This window comes from Rummeliibacillus sp. SL167 (genome assembly GCF_007896505.1).
Lineage (GTDB): Bacteria > Bacillota > Bacilli > Bacillales_A > Planococcaceae > Rummeliibacillus > Rummeliibacillus suwonensis.
In genome coordinates this window covers 19,828-41,742 of sequence record NZ_VCBM01000003.1, presented here as the reverse complement: position 1 = coordinate 41,742, position 21,915 = coordinate 19,828, and the positions used below count along the sequence as shown (strand labels likewise).

22 protein-coding genes, 1 pseudogene, 1 riboswitch and 1 other annotated feature are annotated in these 21,915 nt (G+C 35.8%); of the genes and pseudogenes, 17 read left to right on the top strand and 6 right to left on the bottom strand.

Going from position 1 to position 21,915, the window contains the following annotated elements; translation table 11 throughout:
• Positions 1 to 40: 40 nt before the first annotated feature.
• Positions 41 to 367, top strand: a complete 327-nt coding sequence (locus FEZ13_RS13580) for an ArsR/SmtB family transcription factor (RefSeq protein ID WP_146553138.1) — start codon at positions 41 to 43, stop codon at positions 365 to 367.
• A gap of 262 nt (positions 368 to 629) precedes the next feature.
• A complete protein-coding gene (locus FEZ13_RS13575) occupies positions 630 to 1,085 on the top strand; it encodes a GNAT family N-acetyltransferase (protein ID WP_146553137.1) in 456 nt (151 codons plus the stop codon).
• A 144-nt stretch (positions 1,086 to 1,229) separates the two neighbouring features.
• Here FEZ13_RS13575 and FEZ13_RS13570 read toward each other — a convergent pair whose 3' ends face one another.
• Positions 1,230 to 2,471, bottom strand: coding sequence for an aminopeptidase (locus FEZ13_RS13570; protein WP_146553136.1), 1,242 nt, complete (start codon positions 2,469 to 2,471; stop codon positions 1,230 to 1,232).
• Between the two features lie 136 nt (positions 2,472 to 2,607).
• Complete coding sequence (locus FEZ13_RS19630) at positions 2,608 to 2,799, bottom strand: hypothetical protein (protein ID WP_186725924.1); 192 nt, start codon at positions 2,797 to 2,799, stop codon at positions 2,608 to 2,610.
• 136 nt (positions 2,800 to 2,935) lie between these two features.
• Positions 2,936 to 3,187, bottom strand: a binding site (T-box leader).
• Between the two features lie 201 nt (positions 3,188 to 3,388).
• Between FEZ13_RS19630 and FEZ13_RS13565 the strand changes: the two genes are divergently transcribed.
• The 8 genes and pseudogenes from FEZ13_RS13565 to thiE all read left to right on the top strand — a co-directional run bounded on the left by FEZ13_RS13565 (position 3,389) and on the right by thiE (position 8,938).
• Positions 3,389 to 4,123: a polysaccharide deacetylase family protein gene (locus FEZ13_RS13565; protein ID WP_146553135.1), complete on the top strand. Its 735-nt coding sequence runs from the start codon at positions 3,389 to 3,391 to the stop codon at positions 4,121 to 4,123.
• Positions 4,124 to 4,272: 149 nt separating this feature from the next.
• Positions 4,273 to 4,815, top strand: a complete 543-nt coding sequence (locus tag FEZ13_RS13560) for an NADPH-dependent FMN reductase (protein WP_146553134.1) — start codon at positions 4,273 to 4,275, stop codon at positions 4,813 to 4,815.
• Positions 4,816 to 5,031: 216 nt separating this feature from the next.
• A complete protein-coding gene (locus FEZ13_RS13555; protein ID WP_146553133.1) occupies positions 5,032 to 5,520 on the top strand; it encodes a GNAT family N-acetyltransferase in 489 nt (162 codons plus the stop codon).
• Between the two features lie 87 nt (positions 5,521 to 5,607).
• Positions 5,608 to 5,772 (top strand): annotated as a pseudogene (locus FEZ13_RS20160) (LysR family transcriptional regulator); the annotation flags it as partial.
• 142 nt (positions 5,773 to 5,914) lie between these two features.
• Positions 5,915 to 6,013: riboswitch (TPP riboswitch) on the top strand.
• Positions 6,014 to 6,078: 65 nt separating this feature from the next.
• A complete protein-coding gene (gene tenA / locus FEZ13_RS13545; protein ID WP_146553132.1) occupies positions 6,079 to 6,762 on the top strand; it encodes a thiaminase II in 684 nt (227 codons plus the stop codon).
• On the top strand, positions 6,749 to 7,501 hold the full coding sequence (gene thiM / locus FEZ13_RS13540) for a hydroxyethylthiazole kinase (protein WP_146553131.1): 753 nt from the start codon (positions 6,749 to 6,751) through the stop codon (positions 7,499 to 7,501). Before tenA ends, thiM begins: the two co-directional genes overlap by 14 nt.
• The gene (thiD, locus tag FEZ13_RS13535) at positions 7,501 to 8,325 is read left to right on the top strand and encodes a bifunctional hydroxymethylpyrimidine kinase/phosphomethylpyrimidine kinase (RefSeq protein WP_146553385.1); all 825 of its coding nucleotides are present in this window, start codon (positions 7,501 to 7,503) and stop codon (positions 8,323 to 8,325) included. Before thiM ends, thiD begins: the two co-directional genes overlap by 1 nt.
• Positions 8,312 to 8,938 carry a thiamine phosphate synthase gene (gene thiE / locus FEZ13_RS13530; protein WP_146553130.1) on the top strand — a complete coding sequence of 209 codons (627 nt, stop codon included), beginning with the start codon at positions 8,312 to 8,314 and terminating at the stop codon, positions 8,936 to 8,938. The genes thiD and thiE overlap by 14 nt, the downstream gene beginning before the upstream one ends.
• Before the next feature lie 248 nt (positions 8,939 to 9,186).
• On the opposite strand, the gene FEZ13_RS13525 is transcribed toward thiE, so the two are convergent.
• On the bottom strand, positions 9,187 to 10,377 hold the full coding sequence (locus tag FEZ13_RS13525; protein ID WP_146553129.1) for a phenylacetate--CoA ligase family protein: 1,191 nt from the start codon (positions 10,375 to 10,377) through the stop codon (positions 9,187 to 9,189).
• A 156-nt stretch (positions 10,378 to 10,533) separates the two neighbouring features.
• Positions 10,534 to 11,586 (bottom strand): methyl-accepting chemotaxis protein, encoded by a 1,053-nt coding sequence (locus FEZ13_RS13520; RefSeq protein WP_186725923.1) that lies wholly within the window; start codon positions 11,584 to 11,586, stop codon positions 10,534 to 10,536.
• 1,120 nt (positions 11,587 to 12,706) lie between these two features.
• Here FEZ13_RS13520 and cstA point away from each other — a divergent pair.
• From cstA to FEZ13_RS13500, 4 genes are all read left to right on the top strand, one after another.
• Positions 12,707 to 14,512 (top strand): carbon starvation protein CstA, encoded by a 1,806-nt coding sequence (cstA, locus tag FEZ13_RS13515; protein ID WP_146547786.1) that lies wholly within the window; start codon positions 12,707 to 12,709, stop codon positions 14,510 to 14,512.
• 193 nt (positions 14,513 to 14,705) lie between these two features.
• Positions 14,706 to 15,059, top strand: a complete 354-nt coding sequence (locus FEZ13_RS13510) for a DoxX family protein (RefSeq protein WP_146547787.1) — start codon at positions 14,706 to 14,708, stop codon at positions 15,057 to 15,059.
• A 166-nt stretch (positions 15,060 to 15,225) separates the two neighbouring features.
• Complete coding sequence (locus FEZ13_RS13505) at positions 15,226 to 15,747, top strand: YfiT family bacillithiol transferase (protein WP_146553127.1); 522 nt, start codon at positions 15,226 to 15,228, stop codon at positions 15,745 to 15,747.
• 1 nt (position 15,748) lies between these two features.
• On the top strand, positions 15,749 to 16,414 hold the full coding sequence (locus tag FEZ13_RS13500; RefSeq protein ID WP_146553126.1) for a type 1 glutamine amidotransferase: 666 nt from the start codon (positions 15,749 to 15,751) through the stop codon (positions 16,412 to 16,414).
• 418 nt (positions 16,415 to 16,832) lie between these two features.
• On the opposite strand, the gene FEZ13_RS13495 is transcribed toward FEZ13_RS13500, so the two are convergent.
• Positions 16,833 to 17,264 (bottom strand): hypothetical protein, encoded by a 432-nt coding sequence (locus FEZ13_RS13495; RefSeq protein WP_146553125.1) that lies wholly within the window; start codon positions 17,262 to 17,264, stop codon positions 16,833 to 16,835.
• A 117-nt stretch (positions 17,265 to 17,381) separates the two neighbouring features.
• On the opposite strand from FEZ13_RS13495, the gene FEZ13_RS13490 reads away from it, so the two are divergent.
• The gene (locus FEZ13_RS13490) at positions 17,382 to 17,951 is read left to right on the top strand and encodes a hypothetical protein (RefSeq protein WP_146553124.1); all 570 of its coding nucleotides are present in this window, start codon (positions 17,382 to 17,384) and stop codon (positions 17,949 to 17,951) included.
• 1,137 nt (positions 17,952 to 19,088) lie between these two features.
• On the opposite strand, the gene FEZ13_RS13485 is transcribed toward FEZ13_RS13490, so the two are convergent.
• A complete protein-coding gene (locus tag FEZ13_RS13485; protein ID WP_146553123.1) occupies positions 19,089 to 19,742 on the bottom strand; it encodes a YdeI/OmpD-associated family protein in 654 nt (217 codons plus the stop codon).
• A gap of 191 nt (positions 19,743 to 19,933) precedes the next feature.
• Between FEZ13_RS13485 and FEZ13_RS13480 the strand changes: the two genes are divergently transcribed.
• Positions 19,934 to 20,809, top strand: a complete 876-nt coding sequence (locus tag FEZ13_RS13480) for a hypothetical protein (protein WP_146553122.1) — start codon at positions 19,934 to 19,936, stop codon at positions 20,807 to 20,809.
• 405 nt (positions 20,810 to 21,214) lie between these two features.
• Complete coding sequence (locus FEZ13_RS13475) at positions 21,215 to 21,904, top strand: YjjG family noncanonical pyrimidine nucleotidase (protein WP_146547793.1); 690 nt, start codon at positions 21,215 to 21,217, stop codon at positions 21,902 to 21,904.
• Positions 21,905 to 21,915 lie beyond the last annotated feature (11 nt).

Sequence of the window (21,915 nt, the reverse complement as noted above, 5' to 3'; positions counted from 1 at the left end):
CTAGAGAATACATTTTATATCTAGAAAGTGAGGAATTAAATTGAATGCAGGATTACAACAGTTTAAGGCAGATTTTTTTAAAGCGCTTGCTCATCCATTAAGAATTCAAATTCTCGAGGTTTTAGCAGAAGGTGATCGAAGTGTCAATGAAATCCAAAGTCAGTTAGGCAGTGAAGGTTCCGCTGTTTCCCAGCAATTAACAGTACTTAGAGCGAAAAATATTGTTTATGGCACGAAAGATGGAAATCGCGTGATTTACTCATTAAGAGACCCAATGATTATTGAATTATTAGAAGTGGCCAAGCAAATTTTCAACAATCATCTTGTAAATGCGATTACATTGCTCGACCAAATGAAAGAGGAATAGTAAATAAAGAAGATTCAAATCACAAGACTCGTTGAATTGGCGACATTTTTGTTATCTGAAAATTAGCGTCAAAAGAAAATGCCGGTTATGTATAAAAGCTAATGAAGTCTGTAGAAATGAAACAATAAAATAACCTAATTCCCTTTACGTTCGTCTTTACATTCGTATATAATAAATTTGTATATTTGGTAAATATTAATTGTAATACCACATTAGAATAACAGTAAATATGGAATGTCGTATAGAGATTAGGGGGGAGTTGATGAATATTAAATTAGATGATTTGTCTAGTGAAAAAGTGGTGCAATTAATAGGTGGACACCTTCAAAATATGACTTTGCATTCCCCTCCAGAGAGTATTCATGCTCTGGGTGTTGAACAGTTGAAGAAACCTGATATGACATTTTGGAGTGCTTGGGAACGAGATGAATTAGTCGGATGTGGTGCATTGAAAGAGCTAGATACTAGACATGGAGAAGTAAAATCTATGAAAACATCTCCTAATCATCTAAGAAAAGGTGTCGCAAGGAAAATATTGCAACATATTATAAAAGAAGCAAAAATTCGTGGTTACAAGCAATTAAGTTTGGAAACTGGTTCAATGGATGCTTTTATTCCTGCTAGAAACCTGTATGAAGAGTCAGGTTTTCGATATTGTGAACCTTTTGCGGACTATAGAGATGATCCAAATAGTGTGTTTATGACCAAAAAGCTTTAATAGTATGGTTTCAATTTTAAGGACTAGATGATGAATACTATTGTCCCAATACCACTTACAAATATTCATAAAAGTAAAAGCAGCTTGCTAAAAGGCAAACTGCTTTTGGTGTTAGTTGCTCATTATATGGTTGATAGAGAGTGACTAGAATGCCCAATCTCCATTACGGAAAATCGGAACAACTGTGCCATCGAGTTTAATGCCATCGATATCCATCTTGTTGGAACCAATCATAAAATCAACGTGTACAGTGGAGGTATTCATTCCGTTTGCTTGTAATTCTTCTTGGCTCATTTTTGTCCCACCTTGAATGGTAGTAGGGTAAGCTGCACCGATTGCTAAGTGGTTAGATGCATTTTCGTCGAAAAGAGTTGAAAAGAATGTGATACCAGATTGTGAAATCGGTGAAGGATCTGGAACTAGAGCAAGTTCTCCTAAGCCTGTGGCTCCTTCATTGTCATGCACTAATTTTTTGATCGTTTCATCACCTTTTTCGGCTGAAATATCCGCGATTTTGCCATCTTTAAAGTGTACTTCAATCCCTTCGATCAGTGTACCCGCATAGCTCAATGGTTTTGTGCTACGTACGACACCTTCCATATGACGTGTGTCGGGTGCAGTGAAGACTTCTTCCGTAGGCATATTGGCGATAAATTCTTCGCCTTTAGGATTGTGACTGCCTGCACAAGCCCAAATATGATTTTTGGGCAATCCTAATGTTAAGTCCGTGCCAGGCGCTGTGTAGTGTAATGCGTCAAATTGGATTTCGTTTAGTTTTGCTGCTTTTTCATTTAATGTTTTTTTATGTTCATCCCATGCAGCGATTGGATCATCTGCGTAGACACGGCAGGTTTTGAAAATTTGATCCCATAAAGCATCTACCTGTTCTTCAGAAGTAGGTAAATCAGGAAATACGTGTGCAGCCCATCCTGCGCCAGCTGCTGCTGCCACTGTCCATTTTAAATCATCATTTTGAGTCGCTTTGCGTTGCGCGTTGAACGCCTTACTAGCAATATTTTGATAAGCAGCAACTTTGGCAGGATCAATATCATTTAAAAGTCCTGGGTCACTTGAAAGAATAGAAAGTCGGCTGACATGGTGATTCAAAACATGGTCTTCAGATTCTTGAATTTCGTAATCTGGGATGTTCGTCAATACTTCCTCAGGTTGATGTAAATAATGTAGCTTGCTGATTTCATCATCAGACCATTTCACAATTACTTTTTCAGCACCTAATGCATAAGCTTCTTGAGTGATGAGACGAGCTAAAGGCGCTTGGTCAACAGCGATCGTCATTTTTACCCAATCGCCTGGTTGTACATTAATTCCTTTTGCAACTAAAAGTTTCGCATATTTCAATAAATTTTCCTCAAAATTAGCTAACATTTCCTTTACCCCCAACGATTATTTTCACTGATTATATTATCACACCAAAATCAAAATACCTAAATATTTAGTCTATCTTATTATTCGGTTAATGAAGTAATAAGATAGATAGTACTGAAATTTTTATGAAAAGAGTCTATTTTGAATGATTCACTAAGCGATTATATTCTTCTTGGATACTGTTTATATCTAGTTTTTCAAACAATGGAAGAACTTCACGAAGATAAGAGGGAATATTAGTTTGTTCTTTCCACTCGGTTATATCGATACCGAGCATCTTTTTAATCTTCTCCGTTGAAAAGGGTAAGAATGGCTGCAATAACTCCATGAGTGGATGCTAGATGAACCAATCTAGTTATACAGGCAGCAATTTCTCCCTTATCCTCTGCCCGCTGCCAGAGTCTTGAGGTGAACTTTTACTGTCCTTTTTCTTGTGGAATAAAAAAACGTCCTAATCTGTAAAAGATTAGGACGAGTGTATTCCCGTGTTACCACCTATGTTTACAAATAGCTTACACTATTTGCCTCCATCAGTACGTCTTTTAGAAGAGATACTGCTACTGTTATAACGAGTGTCATCTCGTCTATTCTACTCGAGTTTTCTTTCGATACGCAGCTCAAAGGCCATTTTCAATCAGGTTCAAATACCTCATTTCCACCGTCAGAGACTCTCTATGATTATTCACTCATCTACTTTTCCTTATCATCTCTATTTTGTATAAATGACAATAGTATAACGGATAAAATTGTAAATCACAAGTAAAAAAATTATACAAATAGTATGGCTTGAAATTCCTTTTTTATTGCTTATTTTGGATTTTTTCAAAAGCTTTTTTTAGAGCATAATTTATCAAGTTCAGCAGATATTAAAGTCACAGTGTTTTTGAATTCCAAAAATTTTTGATGGGGGTGATATTTTGAAACGAAACAATATAATAATTTTGACTGTTTGCGTTTTGGTCATCTCTATTTGTTATGCGACTTTTAGTTATGCAGCGGATAAGGGAAGAAAATATTATGAGCAAACCGGACAAGTTTTGTGGGATGTTCAAACGACAGAAAAAGTCATTGCCTTAACATTTGATGATGGACCAGATCCAAGATATACATCACAAATTTTAGAAGTATTAGCTAAATACGATGCAAAGGCAACTTTTTTTATGTTAGGGAAAAGTGCTGAAAAGTATCCTGAGATTGTGAAGCGTCAATTTAATGAGGGACATGAATTAGCCAATCACACGTATTCTCATCCGTTTAAAATAGGCGGATCAAAATTGAAGGAAGAGCTAAAAAAGACGAACGATATTATTTATAATATTACAGGATATGCTCCTACATTATTCCGTCCTGTGGGTGGTATTTATACGGATGATATTATCAATACTGCTAAAAAAAGTGGATATAAGGTGGTTATTTGGTCGTGGCATCTTGATACTCAAGATTGGAAAAGTCCTGGTGTTCGGAAAATTTCTAAAAAAGTATTAGATGGCGCATCACCAGGAGATGTCGTTTTATTTCATGATGGGGGAGGAAATCGTACACAAACGATAAAGGCCCTCGAACAAATTTTACCTGTGCTGAAGAAGAGAGGCTATAAGTTCGTAACCGTTTCAGAATTGATGGCTGCTAAAAATCAGGAAATCAGTAAATGATGCTATACAGAGTAAGGATAACCGAAAAGGTCATTCTTACTCTTTTTTGAAATATCTCGAATTCTAAGCATTTTTCTTGAGCCTCTTTTTATTCAATAGTAAAGTGGTAATTGAAATTGGTTTAACATTAATATTTAGGAGGAATCCATGTGAAAGTAGTAGCAATAGTAGGAAGTATTCGTAAAGAATCTTATAACATGATGTTAGCAAAATTCATTCAAAAACGTTATGCTGATAAATTTGAGTTAGAAATTTTAAAATTGAATGATATTCCTATGTATAACCAAGATATTGAAAATGATGCTCCGCAAGTCGTACTTGATTTTAAAGCAAAAGTAAAAGCGGCTGATGCGGTACTTTGGGTCACACCAGAATACAATGCATCCATACCGGGTGTTCTTGGGAATGCTATCGATTGGTTATCACGTGTGGATAAAGTCATGATTGGCAAACCTTCCTTCATCATGGGTGCATCAATGGGTCATCTTGGTACAGTTAAAGCACAAGCACATTTACGTGATATTTTGTTTGCGATTGGTCTCGGCTCACCTGTGCTACAAGGCAACGAAGTATATGTTGGCGCTGCCCATACAAAATTCGATGCAGAAGGTAACCTAACAGACGAAGGTACAGTGAAATTCTTAGATTCAGTAATTGATAACTTCATGGAATGGATGAAATTGTATATTTAATGTGAAAAATTGATTTATAAAGATGGCGAATAAGTGGGTGAAAAGAGCGAATAAACAGTTCCAGAGAGCGAATAAATCAAGCGATTGAAAGAGATGCCACAAGATATTCAGAGAGAATAGATTTCAAAACCTATTTCCAAACAGCTGCTAGTTGAATAAATTTGATACAATGACATGGAATATTTTGAAAAATTCTAATTCAGGAGGTGTGTCTGCATGAAAATAGCATCACTTCAAGCGCTTCCAAAAGATAAAATCATCCATTTTTTTGTTCAGCATTGGGGAAGTACAGAGATGGTGATTTCAACTGGTATTTATAATTGCAGTCAGCTAGAAGGCTATGCCTGTTTCAACGATCAACAAGAGGTGATGGGGCTGATTACATATATCATTCGACATCAAGAATGCGAGATCATTTCATTAGATAGTGTAGAAGAAGGAAAAGGAATCGGCACAAGGCTTGTTCAGGAAGTTGAGCATTTGGCACTTACAAAAGATTGTAGGATCATGACATTAATCACAACCAATGATCATCTACATGCTTTAAAATTTTACCAAAAGCGTGGCTATTATTTAACCGAGCTATATCCAAACGCAGTAGAAAAAGCTAGACAGTACAAGCCGGAAATTCCTTACTTTAGTGAAGATGGCATCCCGATCAGAGATGAGATAAAGCTTCAGAAAATTTTGATAGGAGAAATATAAATGGAAACAGAATGGCTTAGAACCTTTTTGATTGCAGCGAAAACAGAGAACTTTGGAGAAACAGCATAAAAGCGTTTTTTAACACAATCAACAGTGACCAAACATATTCATCATTTAGAAAAAGAACTAAAGACATCATTATTTGAAAGAAGTGGAAAGAAAGTTCGATTAAATATAGCAGGAGCATATTTCTTCGATAAAGCAGAAAAAATCATCGAAGCACTTGATGTTGCATTCCATTCACTCATCTAATCATCTCCTTTTGTTGAGCATAACAAAAAAATAGATCAAACAGATATGATGGTTGATAGGCTTATTGATTCCAAAGTGGAATATAGAAGGGAAAATCTATCCTTGAGCACTTGGATAAGAAATGCTACGATAGAGATAACTTAAATGTTTGCGGGGGGACGCATATGCGTTGAGAAGGTTAAAACCTGACCCTTAGAACCTGACAGTTAACACTGGCGTAGGGAGCAACGAATCATTTTCAGTCTCTATGTCTTCATGAGCATAGAGACTTTTTTGCGTCTGCGTCCACTATAAGGAGGACTTAGAATGACATTTTGTGAAGAGGTAAGAAAAGAGACCGATTTATATTGGAAAGGAAGTTTTGAGCATCCATTTGTAAAAGGCCTGGTTGAAGGGACATTGCCTATTGAGAAATTCAGATTTTATATTATGCAAGATGCTTATTATTTGAGAAATTACACGAAAGTATTAGCTATTGCTGCATCAAAAGCAACGACAAATGAAGATATCAACCATTTTCTAGAAACAGCTCATCATATCAACGAAGCAGAACTAGCATTACATCGAACTGTTTTTAAGGAGCTTAATGTTAGTGAGCAGGAATTGGAGGAATTTGAACCTGCACCAGCTGCCTATAATTATGTGAGTCATATGTACAATGCAGCTTATAATGGCGATGTTGCTGAAGCGTTTGCAGCTATGCTGCCCTGCCCTTGGCTATATCAAGAAATTGGTGAAAAATACAAAGATAAAAAACCAAGCGTTAAATTCTATGAGGAGTGGATCGCTATGTATAGTGATCCTGCGTATAAAGAAAAAATCGAGGTCCAAAAAACATTGCTGAATCGTTTGGCAGAAGGACAACCAGAAAAAGTTTCCGTATTAAAGTCTCATTTCAAAAAAAGTTGTTTCTATGAATGGAAGTTCTGGGAAATGCCTTGGAATTTAGAAGATTGGAAAGGTGAAGTGGCCAATTATGAGTTTATCTAAAATTCAAAAAACAAGCCCTCTTGTTCATTGTATAACCAATTATGTCGTTGCCAATTTCACAGCTAATGGACTTCTTGCGATCGGGGCTTCCCCTGTCATGGCAGATGAAGCATCAGAAGTCGAAGAAATGGTATCGAATGCCTCTGCATTATTGTTGAATATCGGAACAATCAATAGTCGTACGAAGGAAGCGATGATATTGGCAGGTCGTAAGGCAAATGAAAAAGAAATACCTGTTGTACTGGATCCCGTGGGTGTAGGTGCTACATCATTTCGAAAACAAGCCGTTCAAGAATTGCTGGAAGCAGTGAAATTTGATTTGATTCGTTGTAATGCAGGAGAACTAGCAACGATTGCAGGTGTTAAATGGCAAGTGAAAGGTGTTGATAGTGGGGAAGGAGAGATCGATGTAGAGCAAGTGGCAAAACAAGTAGCACAGCAATATCATTGTTTAGTTATTGTAACAGGACCTTCAGATCTACTAACGAATGGCGAGAACACTGTCAGCGTTGCAGGAGGACATGAGTTGATGACTCAAGTGACAGGAACAGGCTGTTTACTTAGTGCAGTTTGTAGTGCGGCGTTAGCGGTGGAAGGAGATTCACTATCCACTCTACGGGATGTTCTACAGGATTATAAGACTGTTGCAGAACGTGCAGCCGCAGCAACAAATTCATTGGGATCTTTCCAAGTGGAAGTACTAGATGCATTGCATGAAATTTCAAGAGGTGAATCATGATGAATATTGTGATGACGATAGCTGGTTCAGATAGTGGCGGTGGAGCTGGCATTCAAGCTGACTTGAAAACGTTTCAAGAGTTAGGCGTTTTCGGCACATCTGCCATTACGGCATTAACTGCTCAAAATACTTTGGGCGTAGAAGGTATTTTCCCTGCAACGGCTGCATTCGTACAACAGCAAATCGAAGTGGTGATGCAAGATTTACCTGTAAAAGCAGCCAAGACAGGAATGCTTTTTTCTGCTGAAATCATTGAAGCTGTTGCACAAAGCTTAAAGGATCGACATATTCAGCTCGTTGTTGATCCAGTGATGATTGCAAAAGGGGGTGCATCTCTTCTTCAGCCAGAAGCGGTCACAGCTTTAAAGACCTCCTTATTGCCCCTTGCTACTGTAGTAACACCCAATATTCCAGAGGCGGAAGTAATCAGTGGGGTTACGATCCAAACAGCTACAGACATTGAAAAAGCGGCAGGAATTATTGTAGATATGGGTGTTGACTGCGTGGTGATAAAAGGTGGACATTTAAAAGATGAGAATGCTATGGATACAATATTTTTCCGTGAAGGTTCATCATTTTCTGTACAAACAAAACGCATCAACACCCAACAAACACATGGGACGGGTTGCACATTTTCATCTGCTATCACAGCATTCCTAGGACAAGGCTATCCATTGCGTGAAGCGATTATCGAAGCGAAGAAATATGTCCAGTTGGCCATTCAAAATCCCTTGAATATTGGCCATGGTCACGGTCCTACAAATCACTTTGCATATAAAAAAGAAAATGGGATTTGCGAGGTGAACATCATTGAAACGAACTGACTTAGCTGTTTACTTTATAATGGGAACCGCTAATTGTACGAGCGATCCGCTTATAGTACTGGAGGAATCATTAAAGGCAGGTATCACCATTTTTCAATTGCGAGAAAAGGGAGAACATGCATTAAAAGGGCAGGAGTTAGAGCATTTTGCCATAGCTTGCCAAACTCTTTGTAAACAATATCATGTGCCCTTTATCGTGAATGATGATGTAGATCTTGCCTTGAAGATCGATGCAGATGGAGTTCATGTGGGACAAGATGACAGAGCACTTGAAGAAATCCGTACAAAATTCAAGGGAAAAATAGTTGGGGTATCCGTCCATACAAAAGAAGAAATGATGATGGCGGTGGAAGGAGGAGCTGATTATGTTGGTATCGGTCCGATCTATCAAACAAAATCAAAGCCAGATGCAAAGAAACCAGCAGGTGTCACCTTTTTGCACCAAGCAAGGATTATGTATCCTGAATTTCCCGTTGTTGCGATTGGTGGTATAACAGAGCAAAATGCTCTAGAAGTTATCCAAGCTGGGGCAGATGGGGTTGCTGTTATTTCTGCGATTTGTGAAAGCCCTAATATACCAGCCACTGTCCAATCATTCCATTCATTATCGTAGAATTTTAAATAGAGGAGTCGATTCACAAGAATGTGGGTGGGGCAAAACCCTGTTAAAATAAATAAACCGCATGAAATCAAATGTAAAAGCCTTGATTTCATACGGTTTTATTTTCATGATTAGCCTCATTATTAATATATCTGCATAGCTGCTTGCCAGAAAAAGGAGTAGAAAGTCAGGTTGATATGATTCATACCCTTGTCCTTGTCCGTGTAAAGCGCAGCAGATTCACTTTTTCAATCCAATGATCAATGCTTTACCAAAATATCTTCATCGATTTTTTCAACATATGAATATTTTCCAAAGGCAGGCTTTTCAGTCAAAGTTTCAAGCGGGATGATATCCTGTGATTCTATTGAAACGTGAATGCCAAGTAGGTCAGATAGTTCTTTTTGGATAGAATCAATATCAACCTCAGCCACAAATTGCAAAATGAAAACAATAGCCTCATTTTTAACTTGAAGCTTCCACATAAATGGAACGTGACTCAGAGAATATACAGCCTCTTGAATTTCATGAAGACTGATTACTTGGTCATTTACAACGATTGCATCATCTTGACGCCCATAGTGGACAACGATAGGGTTTTTATCACCACAACTACAGTCATGCGCTTCAAGGATTTCGATTCGATCGTTGTTATAATATCGGAGAAGAGGCATTCCCTCTCTAGCAGAAGATAGGACACAATTACCTATCGTATTGGACTGAACGGGATTTCCTTGATCATCCACCACTTCTACTTTTATTTGAGGATGGTTGGCATGGTAGTGTCCAGCCTCGCAAGTCACAAATAATCCCCCCGTTTCCGTGCTACCAAATAGTAAATAAGCAGGAACGCCCCACAAATCTTCAATATATTTTTTCCTAGCTGGGGAAACTAATTCTCCAGCTAGGATCAGTGCTCTTAATCCTTGAACTGGAAATTGTTGACCCATTTGTTTCCCAGCCTGATACAGTTTCACTGCTTCTGTAGGACCTAAAGCTAAAATGGTAGGAGAAGTCCTGCTTATGATTTCTACTACTCTTTTAAGAGGTGTTGCTTTACTCCATTGATCAACGCCTATGTGACCTGCTTGTACTTTATTTGCTGCCCAATATAAGATAAAGGCAGGTAAAGCCACCGCAAATGGGAATCGGTTTAAAATGAGATCTTTTTCATTTAGATTAAGATCAGAACGTAATAAAACATCAGCTTCTTGTTGGATATCGTTATAGCTAAACCAACTTGGGGTTGGTGTTCCAGTAGTTCCACTTGTTTCATGATATGTTGCGACGTCTTGCAGATCGACACCCAGCACGTCATATGTATCTACATTTCTAAGATCATCCTTGGTGGTAAAAGGAATGTTGTACCAGTCTTCTAAATCTACATGCGCTAATTTTTCTTGATAAAATTTAGATTTCAACGCTTTCTCTATAAAGAATCTATTACTCATAATGAATCCTCCTAAGAATTTTGTTGATATAATTGAAATTTCCTGGTTGTTATGAACAAGGATATTCGAAAATCTTTTTATGGATTATGGATTATGGAACAAAAGTTGATTTTTACCTCATTTTTGGAGGCAAACTTCCTATTAGCTTTCAATCAACTAATCGGCTTTTTCGATATTGGCAACATGTTCATGAATAATTGAATGAAGTTCCTCAATCATATTAGTTCCGCTGTCTTGAACCTTTTTGGTGAATTCTACAGTTTTAGTGATTTCTTCTGAACCGGCAGCTAATTGTTGGATTGCTGCTGAAACATCCGTAATTTGGTTGGATACTTCCATGATTTCGTTTTGAATCGTACTGAAGGTTTGTTTGATATCGTTGGCACCTTGTACACCATAATTCACTTTTTGTTTACCTTCTTCGATCAAGTCCACAGATTTATCAACATTGCTTTGAATAGATGAAACCATTTCTATAATTTGATTGGATGAGTTTTTTACCTCTTCTGATAATTTTCTTACTTCGTCTGCTACGATAGCAAAACCTCGTCCATGTTCACCTGCTCGTGCGGCTTCAATCGCAGCATTCAGTGCTAATAGATTGGTTTGATTTGAGATTTCTGTTATTGTATTAACGATTTGCCCAATTTCTTTAGAGAATCCCGACAAATCCGTAATAACGGTTGAGAGGTGTTCAACAGAGGTATTGATAGCATCCATTTGTCCTAATACAACGTCAAGTGATTCAAATCCTTTGACCGTTGTTTCACTGGTCGCTTGTGAAGAGTTCGCAGCGGCTTCTGTACTTGTCGCAATTTGCTCTATATTCCCCGAAATATCAATCATTAGACCTGTACTTTTTTCTAGATTCTGAGATTGAATATTAGCACCATTTAAGATATTTTCTGATATTTTATTCAATTTTTTGAAATCTATTTCGAAATTTTGAACCGTTGCAGCTGCCTCGTTCAATGCATGGAGGGAGTCTACCTCGTCCGTGTTTCCTTCTTCTTTCTCCGATGGCAATTCAATGATTTCCTCAACAGTTTCTTTTTCCGTTTTGAAAATGGATGGGATAGTAGCGAAAAGAAGTAAAGAAAACACAACAGAAGAGATGATAGAAAGTACAATTAGTAAATTAAACTCATGAGTGATTGCACTAGCTAGTAACAAGGCATTTGGAATGATAAAAAGTAGCAGCCCAATCACATAGAGCCTCTTTTTTTGAGTCATATATAAACCGCGCCTACCTTTCTTAATATATTGGTTAAATAGGAGGATAATTCCTTTTTACATTATCTATCTTTTGGTCTATTTTGTCTACAGAAAAAGAAACTTAATTATGAATTAATGCTTTGTATTTAATTTATAAAATTTAGGTATTTATAACTATTAAAATGTAACTGAGAGATTTTCGATATACAGATAAAATCCGCGTAGATAAAAAGAAGAAAAGCAATAAGATGTTGAAAAGACCAAATTACTTCTCAAAAACATAATAAAAATTTGATTTTTTGTTTCATGAAGTGAAATAAAAACTGATAGATATGAATATTTTTTGAAATTTTTATAGTGTCATATTCCTCTAAGGTATGGATTAGGCATGTGGAAATTTTAAGTAAATGGGTTCAATAAGTAAATAAATCAAAAGGTTTTTAGAGGAAATTATGTAAAATAGTATTATCTAAAAGTTATTAGTTTAAGAAATGGCTTTAGATAAAACATAAAATGGATGATAAACTTATTGCTTTTAACCAAAAAGGAGCCAAAAAATATGAAAATAGAGAAACTACATCTAGAAAAGGACAGAAGAGTAATCTTTATTTCGGATGTACATGCAAGTTTAAACCTCCTTTTGAACAACTAGATGAATAAGGATATCGAAAACAGAGTAACCAAACGAAATATTCCATTTGTATCTCGTTTGGTTTTGAAAATTTCTTTTTCCCCTATCAATTTGATTAAAAATAATACAGATAATATAACAATGCTATTTTTGATTGGATACTACAAATATTTTAAGATGTTTCTATGCCCTATACTAAATAATGTGAAATACGAATCGTTTCATTGATAATTATGATATTTTTTTGATTATTTTAAAATAAATAATCAAATATAATACTTTTTATTATCCGATAAGCATACTATATAAAAGTGTTATCTAACGAAAAACATGTTTATTAAGTTATTAATGATAAAAATGCATTAACATTCTTTTTGATCTGTTATATAATAGTTACAATCTAAATATTCTTTGTTTTCTAATAGTTAAAATTAGGAAACAGATGTATTTTTATTTTTATATATGTCAAAGGAGATGAGAAAAATGAATGCGGTTTCAGTAGTGATTGGTTCTATTTGTATTTTAGTTATTGCTTATCGTCTTTATGGATATTTCTTTACGAATAAGGTCTTAAAAATCAATGAATCGGAACCAACACCAGCACATGAATTAGAAGATGGTAAGGACTATGTTCCAACAAACAAATGGGTGACGTTTGGACATCATTTTGCAGCAATTGCAGCGGCAGGTCCACTAGTTGGCCCTATTTTGGCTGCCCAATTCGGATACTTACCTGGATTGCTTTGGCTATTAATCGGAGCCGTAATTGGTGGGGCTGTTCATGATGCAGTTGTATTATTTGCCTCGATGAAGAAAAAGGGGAAATCTTTATCGGAGGTAGCAAAAGAAGAACTTGGCCCTGTAGCGGGTTTTTGTACAGGTTTAGCCATGTTATTTATCATCACGATTACAATGGCGGGGTTATCAATGGTCGTATTAAATGCGCTTGTGCATAATCCTTGGGGAACGTTTGCAGTAGGCATTACGATTCCCATCGCAATGCTTGTAGGGATTGCTTATAAAAAGACTGGAAACCTAGTAGCCACGTCTACACTAGGATTTATCTTATTAATGCTGGGTGTATTTATGGGACCATATATTAAAGATACAGCATTAGGTGAATTTTTGAATTTTGATCTAAAAACGCTAGCCATTATTTTGCCTGTCTATGCATTCTTTGCGGCAGCATTACCAGTGTGGTTATTATTAGCGCCTCGTGATTATTTAAGTAGCTTCATGAAAATTGGTGTGTTTGTCGCATTGATCATCGGTGTATTCTTTGTTAATCCGGTGATTCAATTTCCAGCAGTTACTGACTTCATCCATGGTGGCGGTCCTGTTATTGCAGGTCCTGTATGGCCGTTCGTTTCCATTACAATTGCTTGTGGTGCGATTTCTGGGTTCCATGCCTTCGTCGGATCCGGTACAACACCAAAGATGATCGATAAATGGGAAGATATCAGAGCAGTAGGCTTTGGCGCAATGCTTGTAGAATGTTTAGTAGGGATCATGGCGTTGATTGCAGCAACTGCCCTTATGCCAGGAGACTACTTTGCGATTAATTCTTCACCAGAAGTATTTAAAACATTAGGTATGCAAACGGTTCATCTACCTGAGCTTTCACAAGAAATTGGGATGGATTTAGAGGGAAGAACAGGTGGAGCTGTTACTTTAGCTGTAGGCATGAGCTATATATTTGCGAAGATTCCTTGGTTCTATGATTTAGCCTCTTATTTCTATCAATTTGTCATTATGTTTGAAGCCGTATTTATCTTAACAGCCATCGATGCGGGTACTCGTGTTGCGCGTTACTTAATCCAAGATTTCTTTGGAGATGTTTACAAGCCATTAAAGCGAGTGGACTGGTTACCGGGGTCTATCTTTGCTAGTGCTCTTGCTTGTTTCATCTGGGGATATCTACTATATTCCGGAGATATCAGTTCGATTTGGGCATTGTTTGGCGTATCCAATCAGCTTATGGCATCTATCGGCTTAGTCATCGGAACAACGGTCGTTTTGAAAATTGCAGATAAGCGTTGGTATGCGCTTACTTGTATCGTGCCGTTAGTGTACTTATATGTGACTGTGAATTATGCAGGCTATTGGATGATCAAAAATGTTTATTGGAATAGTGCATCTGCCGGCTATAAACCGTTAAATGGAATTTTATCCGTGATCATGTTGGCACTCGGCCTTGTAGTAGTCATTTTAGCCATTAAAAAATGGGTGGAATTGTGGAAGAGTCCTAGATTTGAAAAAGTAACAGAATCGCAAACAAAAACTGCCTAATTTTCTATCATAGATTTGGAAGATAAAAAGAAGCATTCTAACCGATGATTGATTGAGTTAGAGTGCTTTTATCGTTTTTCTTTAAAATCTATGTTTTTTAATATATATACTTCTAAATGCTATTCTTCGAGACTATAAATATAGTATAGAAAATAATGATAGAGGAGGAGCTGCTATTTTAAAGAAATCCCTTATGATATTGATCCAACTTCTACTGTCACTTGCTTTTATGTACTTCGGTTATCTGAAACTAACCTCCCACCCTATGCCTGTAGCAAATTTTACTGAAGTGTATGGCTATGGAAAGACGATTATGTACGGTATAGGTGCCATTGAAGTCACATCAGCGATCGGACTGCTTATAGGCTTTTTTAAAAAAGGTTTTCTTCCCATTTCAAGCGGTGCATTAGCGGTTGTCATGGTTGGTGCGATAACAACCCATTTGAAAATAGGAGAAGGGTTTGAAGTGGCTTTAAAACCCTTTATATTTTTTGTATTAAGCGTCATTATATTTTTAGTATCAACTAGTGATAGTGTAGAAGACTAATAGTACTATTAAATGTATAATAGAAAGTTTGACCAGGATTGGTACTTTCTCTACTATAAAGGGCTATCTTGAAAATTTATGAGATGTCCTTTTTTATGCTGGAAAATGTATGTATAATTAAAAAATCTTAAACTATTAGATTTTAGTAAAAGGAGGAGAGTGTGAAATGGTAAATGAACGATATCCTATTGGGCAATTTGTATGTGATGAGGTTATTTCAAGTGAACAAGTTGCAGAATGGATAGAGGAAATACGATTACTACCGGCTCAATTACGTGAAGCTGTCACAGGATTAAATGAGGAAGATCTCAACAAAACATATCGCCCGAATAGTTGGACAATCCGTCAACTTGTGCATCATATTGCGGACAGTCATATGAATGGATATATTCGGATCAAACTTGCACTAACAGAAGATGAGCCGACGATTAAACCATTTGAAGAGTCGGAATGGGCAAAACTACCGGATTATGACCTACCTATATCTGTCTCCTTGCAGCTGATCGAAAGTCTTCATGAAAGATGGAGTTATTTGCTTCAAAGTCTCACGAATGATCAGTCGAAAAGATTTTTTGATCATCCTGATTCAGGCACGTTATCAATAGAAAAGTCCATAGGCATTTATGCATGGCATGGTAAACACCATTTGGCACATATTCGTCATGCATTAAAACAGAGAGGTGAATAAGATGAAAATATATATCATTCAACATGTACCATTTGAATCACCAGGAATTTTAGAGCAGCTTCCCAATTATGAATTGATCAAGATGTATGAATCATTTACTTTTCCGCGAATAGAAGATGTGGGGTTGTTAATCGTGATGGGCGGACCAATGGGGGTTCATGATTCTATAGATTGGCTACGCCAAGAAAAAGATTTTATCCGACATGTGATCGAGCAGGATAAACCTGTACTGGGAATTTGCCTGGGGGCACAATTGATTGCTGAAGCCATTGGCGGAGAAGTTATGCCAAATGCTGAAGGGAAGGAAGTAGGCTGGTGGCCGATTCATAAATCATCAGATGATGCAATGTTTGATTTTCTGCCAGATACTTTAGAAGTTTTACATTGGCATGGGGATACATTCACGTTACCAGAAGCAGCGACAACATTTTATAGTTCAGCTATTTGTAAAAACCAAGCGTTTTTGTATAAGCATAATGTCATTGGTTTGCAGTTCCATTTTGAAACCACCAGTGAAAGTTTACGCTCATTGGTAGCAGCCGATGAGGATTACTTAGATGGTGGGGCGTATGTACAAAAGAAAGAAGAAATATTAGCGAAAAGCCCATCTGAACAAAATGCAGCAGTATTATCTAGATTAGTCGATTATTTAATAAAGTATGCATAAAAGCTTTTAAGCTTGCATGTATTTGTGCCTCAATATGATGAAAATGATAAGGGTGACTGTAAGGGCACAAAGCCATTTGCTCTAGTTAGACCTTATGGAAATGTTTTAAGTGGCTTTTGTCTTAAATTTTATTGGACTTAAGCCATTTAATTTTGCTACTATCGTGTATAATTGCAGGATTAAATATTCGCATTTTCAAGAAGAAAATAATTTATGAAATTGATTATATAACTAGCCAAATTGATTTAAATAAGTATTCGGTAAAGTTTATATTTGAATTTAGTAGATCAGTTTCAAGCTTCTTCGTTATGGAAATTTAAGGTTTAAAAGTTGCTCGATATATAGTGAAGAAAATAAACAATTTTAGTCCAACGATTGTTGATAAATACATTTGTTACTTCCAACTTTTTTGTTGTTGCTATTTTACATTAACATCAAAAATAAAAGTTTCTTTTCCTTTATCCCATGTTGTTTTTAGTTCATAAATATAATATCCAGCTTCCGATGGCATAATTATCTTATTATCTTTTATTTTAACGTTATCACTTGTTCCATCTTCATTCAATCTTGTAACCGTTGTGGAAGAAGGATTTTTTTCGATTTCGAGTTTTAGTATATCTCCCTGTTTAACTTCTAAAGTTTTAAATTTATCTGCTAATTCATTTATATCAGGAGAACTTTTTGTGTTAACTTCAATATTTTTTCCTTCCCATTGGTAACCACTTGCCACCATTGTATACTTTTTATTATCTACAATAACTTTTCCTTCCGGTTGACTATCTATAGAATGTTTATTGCATGCAGTCAAAACAATAGCAACTAGTATGGGTATAACTATTTTTTTCTTCATTTAATAATATCCCCTTTTTTATAAAAATGTTTATTTATTTCTCGTATTATATCATATTTTGATATTATGTATAATTCAGGGATAAGTGTTACTATATAAATATAGGAGGTTTGGAGAATGAAAAAAGGTCTATTATTCAGTTTTTTATTAGCAGGTAGTTTTCTGTTATATGATAATGATGCTTTTGCGGCAGAATCAGGTAATTCTACTGATCAGACATTAAGGCCCACAGAAAATATCATTTATTTTAATAGTGACAAACAAGATATTTTAGCCACCAATGATATTATTATTAGAACTATTTCACCAATTATTTCAAATTTTTATACTGTTACTAACAAATATAAGGAGGGTAGTAATTCCTCAATTCTAGGCGCGGGAACATGGGATACTTTGGGAGGCCAATATGTTTATGCTAAATCAAAAGTCTGGGCTTCTCATGGTGGAGATTACCTAGTAGAAGTTGGTCAAGAAGATTACGGTCCTGTTTTTTATCAATTAAAGGAGCAAGATCCTTCTTTTGATGACAATGTAGGAGATACTATTCATATTACGAGTTCTAAAATTGTTAGTATAACTTATAGAAATATTTCAAATTGGTGTGATGGGGATAATAATCTTGCTGAATTTTACATGGAAAAATTGACTCATACTGGAACTCCATACTATATGGCGTTTTATGATTAATTTCTAAAATCAGTATATAGTATGCATAGTAGAAGTAATTCTTAGGATAAGAAGACTAAGATGCAGTTGGACGAGTGTGCTAAACTATAAAAACCCTTCTGTCAATGGGATTTTAGTAAATTAAAGTATGTTTTCCTAGAAAAGTCTAATCATAATCTAAGTATTTTTGTGATCCAGTGCTAATGGGTTAAACAGTTTAGACTCAGTGGACGTTATAATATCAATTAAATAGAGATAAATTAGCAATTAAGAGGTAATATCCTTTTAAATTCAGTTTGATCCAATCACTTTACGATTATTTCGAATACAGTACTCGAGGTTTAATATACATGGTAAGGTAAGGTTAGCTAGCCCATAACGATTGTCTCTGTTCTAGATGCTGTATGTTACTTTTTATACAGGGCGTTATATGGGCTTTTTTTATTGGATTCTTGGGTGTTTGACTTAATATTACGATTAAAAAGAAAAATTTTTATTTGAAACAAGTCGTAATCTTTTATTTACTATTTTGATAATGAAAGTAAACAAAAATTTACACATGTGTTGATTTTACAAAAATCAGGATACACATTTGGCGTAATTTTTGAAAAACCCTGTATTTTCAGGACCATTTATATAGATCTTCGCTGCGGCTTGCTCGAGTCCTCGAAAATGCCTGCGCATTTCCTTCGTGCGATATGGATTCAGGAAGCCAATTCAATGTCCCGCGGGAAAAGCGAATAGATGAGACCTCGCAGCGTAGTGATTAAGGAACGGAGTTGTAGTGCGCCACGTCCTGTGGCAACGATTCCGTGACCAACATCCTGTTGCCCTCAGCATTCGCCCGCAGGAAAGCGAGCAAGTCGGAGCGGAAATCAATGACTCTCCCTATTTTTATGGATTAAATGGGATAATCAACACGCCTGCAAAATTTATAATTAAATAAATATTCCCTCTATTTCTATGCCAGCAGTCATAAATAAATTTTTATGTCATTCAATAAAATTGAATAACCTTTAAAGTCTGACATGACTACTACAGTAGAATCAGCATATTTTGGTCATTAGATTAGAAAATCATTTTGATATTTTCAATGGTTTTTTGTCCTTGAAACATAAGAAAACCTTTCCTATCTTTCATCAAATATTTCCATCCTTTTTACTTTGAATTTTTTTGTGCTTGACGGAAAAGTTCTTTTGTTTTAAAGCCTTGACTTAAAATATCCTTCATTTCATCCAAGCGTTTCTGTTGAGTATTTTTTCTTTTAGCACTATAAACATAGCGTGCCCAATTTTTTTGGTAGCCTGGTGTGAGCGTTTCATAAAAGGAAAGTAATTTTGGGATTGTCGATAAATATTCCTTCAGTTGAGGGATCATTTCAATATAGTCATCTACACATTGACTTTTCACTGTTTTCTTCTTTCCTTTTTGTTGACGATCAACTTTTATAGAAAGAATAGAAAATGTTTCATTTAAAGAAGTTAGAGCAGCAAATTTATAATAACTATCTGCGATATATTTTTGTTCGTCGAACGTAATGGCAGGGAAAATAGCGTCACGATGAATATAGCTCTCATATACTTTCTTTCCTTTTTTAGGATATACTAAAAAAAGATAGCCTTGTTCTGTGACTAGCTGTTCATCAATACAATATTGTAAATAAGAAGTTAGTTCTTCAATAGAAAATACAAATGCAATAACACGCTCAAAAGGTTTGGTTGAAGCTGAAGTAATATCTTTAAGTGAAAATGTATCGGGTGCATTGTGAATATGAACCTTTGAGTTTTCTGTTAATTTGAATTTGGAATTCATCTTGATCTCTCCTTTTTATCCGCTTTAACTGGTAGTAAGATGTTTACTTTATGATATTATGCCATAATATTTGTCATTTTCCTGTCATTCTCTTTTAATTCTTTCGTCGTCTACGTTACTTATGTTTATATATAATAAAAAGGGGAACTGTAAGTATATAAATCAAAAGATGGATAAAAGAGGTGCAACATATGAAATATTCAAAATCATTATTAAGTTGTATGCTAGTTGTAGGGTTACTAAGTGCTTGCTCTACGAATAAGGATAATGATGATTCAGCTACAAAGACAGAACAAACAGATCAAGGTGAAACAGGCACACAAACAACAGAAGAAACAACTCAAACAGATGATGAAAATGTTACTGAGCAGGATCCAACTAACGAAGATGAGCAAACAACCAATTCAAATGACGATCATTCATCTGAAACCATCAATAATGAACAAGTCGACATCATTAATACGATCAAAAAACAACTAAAAACAGATTTACCCGTAAAACTTCCAACATTTTTACCATTAAAAGATGGAAAATATTTAACTGCAACAACAAAGGTTGAGCAAAATAAATATACGGTTACATTTTATGAAACGAATCAAAAAGTAAAAATAAATGACCCATCTTTGAAAAAGCTTTCCCAAAAATCGAGGATAGCTTCCTATAAAGTTGTAAAATACGATAGCGTCCAAAAGGCAAATGAAGTGATTTCCTTTGAAAATTTCAGCAAAGCTGGTGGCCAAAAGGTGAATCTTGGTCATAACATTATAGGTTATCAAGATGCAGGGGCAGGAGCACTTTGGACGGGGTGGAATGAAGGACGCTGGGCACTCGCTACTCACACTAGAACAACGAAACCAGAGCAAGGGCTTGAACTTGCCAAACAAGCTGTAGATTTTTTAGAAGATAATATGCTACCTATCCCGAAACCAAACGGCTCTATCCATTTAGATGCCAGATCACCATCCACAGAAAATAATGTGAAATGGCAAAATAATAATACCGTGTTCACTGTAGAAAAAGTAAAAGAACCGATAGATGCGCTAAAGATTGCTACATCTATTAAATAAAAATAATGATGGCAAAATGGGGCTCCTTCCTAGAGCCTCAATTTTGTTTTATCTTGATTCAGCAATGTTTTTATGCAACGAAAGCAATAGCGACAAGAGTAACTGTTTTTGTACTGAAAGCGCAGCGATAGAAATGTGATTTTAATCTCTATTCAGCAGGTGTATAGACTCTAAGCATTGTTATAAAACGCGGTTACAGGAAAACTTAACATCGTTCTTTTTATGAATAAAAATCCATCTTTTCTTTTGTTTTACGAACAAAAAACTGATTTTTATCATATTTTTGAAGATGATTGGGTTTTTCAGCACTTAGGATAAAACAATCATCACTTTTTCTATTTTGAAATGACCTATGTCTTTTCCTCCTGATTTCTGTTATAAATAAGGAGTATTGGAGGAATTGCTTTGAGTAAATATCAAACATTATTATTTGATGCGGATGCTACATTAATCGATTTTTCTGCGGCAGAAAACAGGGCATTACATCTTTTATTTGCGGAAAAAGGTTTAACGTTGACAAAGGATGTAGCCAATTGCTACAGAGAGATTAATGGGGGCTTATGGTCTGCGTTTGAACGTGGTGAAGTTTCTCGGGATGACATTGTGAATACCCGTTTTGAGCTTCTTTTTGAAGCATATGGGAAGAAAGCTAATGGCAAACAGTTAGGCGACCGTTATCAGCAATTACTATCAGAAAATCATGATTTAATAGATGGGGCAGCAGAGCTTGTTAAAAGTTTAGCACCACACTATGAACTGTATATTGTGACCAATGGAGTTTCTAAAACTCAATATAAACGTTTAAAAGAATCAGGTCTTTATACGTTTTTCAAAGATGTCTTTGTTTCTGAGGATGCTGGTTACCAAAAGCCTATGAAGGAATACTTTGACTATGTCTTTTCGCGTATCCCTTCATTTGGCCAGGATGCTACATTAATCGTTGGCGATTCATTGTCATCGGATATAAAGGGGGGATTAAATGCCGGGATTGATACATGCTGGTTTAATCCGCAGCGTAAAGTGAACAATACCCCTGTTTTACCAATGTATGAAATCCAACATTTGAAAGAATTACATAGGGTTTTGAGCAAATAATCTAGACTTAA

Coding starts and splice junctions, on each gene's coding strand:
- FEZ13_RS13575 (WP_146553137.1), top strand. CDS start 630: ATGAATATTAAATTAGATGATTTGTCTAGTGAAAAAGTGGTGCAATTA.
- FEZ13_RS13570 (WP_146553136.1), bottom strand. CDS start 2,471: ATGTTAGCTAATTTTGAGGAAAATTTATTGAAATATGCGAAACTTTTA.
- FEZ13_RS19630 (WP_186725924.1), bottom strand. CDS start 2,799: ATGGAGTTATTGCAGCCATTCTTACCCTTTTCAACGGAGAAGATTAAA.
- FEZ13_RS13555 (WP_146553133.1), top strand. CDS start 5,032: ATGAAAATAGCATCACTTCAAGCGCTTCCAAAAGATAAAATCATCCAT.
- tenA (WP_146553132.1), top strand. CDS start 6,079: ATGACATTTTGTGAAGAGGTAAGAAAAGAGACCGATTTATATTGGAAA.
- thiM (WP_146553131.1), top strand. CDS start 6,749: ATGAGTTTATCTAAAATTCAAAAAACAAGCCCTCTTGTTCATTGTATA.
- thiD (WP_146553385.1), top strand. CDS start 7,501: ATGAATATTGTGATGACGATAGCTGGTTCAGATAGTGGCGGTGGAGCT.
- FEZ13_RS13525 (WP_146553129.1), bottom strand. CDS start 10,377: ATGAGTAATAGATTCTTTATAGAGAAAGCGTTGAAATCTAAATTTTAT.
- cstA (WP_146547786.1), top strand. CDS start 12,707: ATGAATGCGGTTTCAGTAGTGATTGGTTCTATTTGTATTTTAGTTATT.
- FEZ13_RS13510 (WP_146547787.1), top strand. CDS start 14,706: ATGATATTGATCCAACTTCTACTGTCACTTGCTTTTATGTACTTCGGT.
- FEZ13_RS13505 (WP_146553127.1), top strand. CDS start 15,226: ATGGTAAATGAACGATATCCTATTGGGCAATTTGTATGTGATGAGGTT.
- FEZ13_RS13500 (WP_146553126.1), top strand. CDS start 15,749: ATGAAAATATATATCATTCAACATGTACCATTTGAATCACCAGGAATT.
- FEZ13_RS13495 (WP_146553125.1), bottom strand. CDS start 17,264: ATGAAGAAAAAAATAGTTATACCCATACTAGTTGCTATTGTTTTGACT.
- FEZ13_RS13490 (WP_146553124.1), top strand. CDS start 17,382: ATGAAAAAAGGTCTATTATTCAGTTTTTTATTAGCAGGTAGTTTTCTG.
- FEZ13_RS13485 (WP_146553123.1), bottom strand. CDS start 19,742: ATGAATTCCAAATTCAAATTAACAGAAAACTCAAAGGTTCATATTCAC.
- FEZ13_RS13480 (WP_146553122.1), top strand. CDS start 19,934: ATGAAATATTCAAAATCATTATTAAGTTGTATGCTAGTTGTAGGGTTA.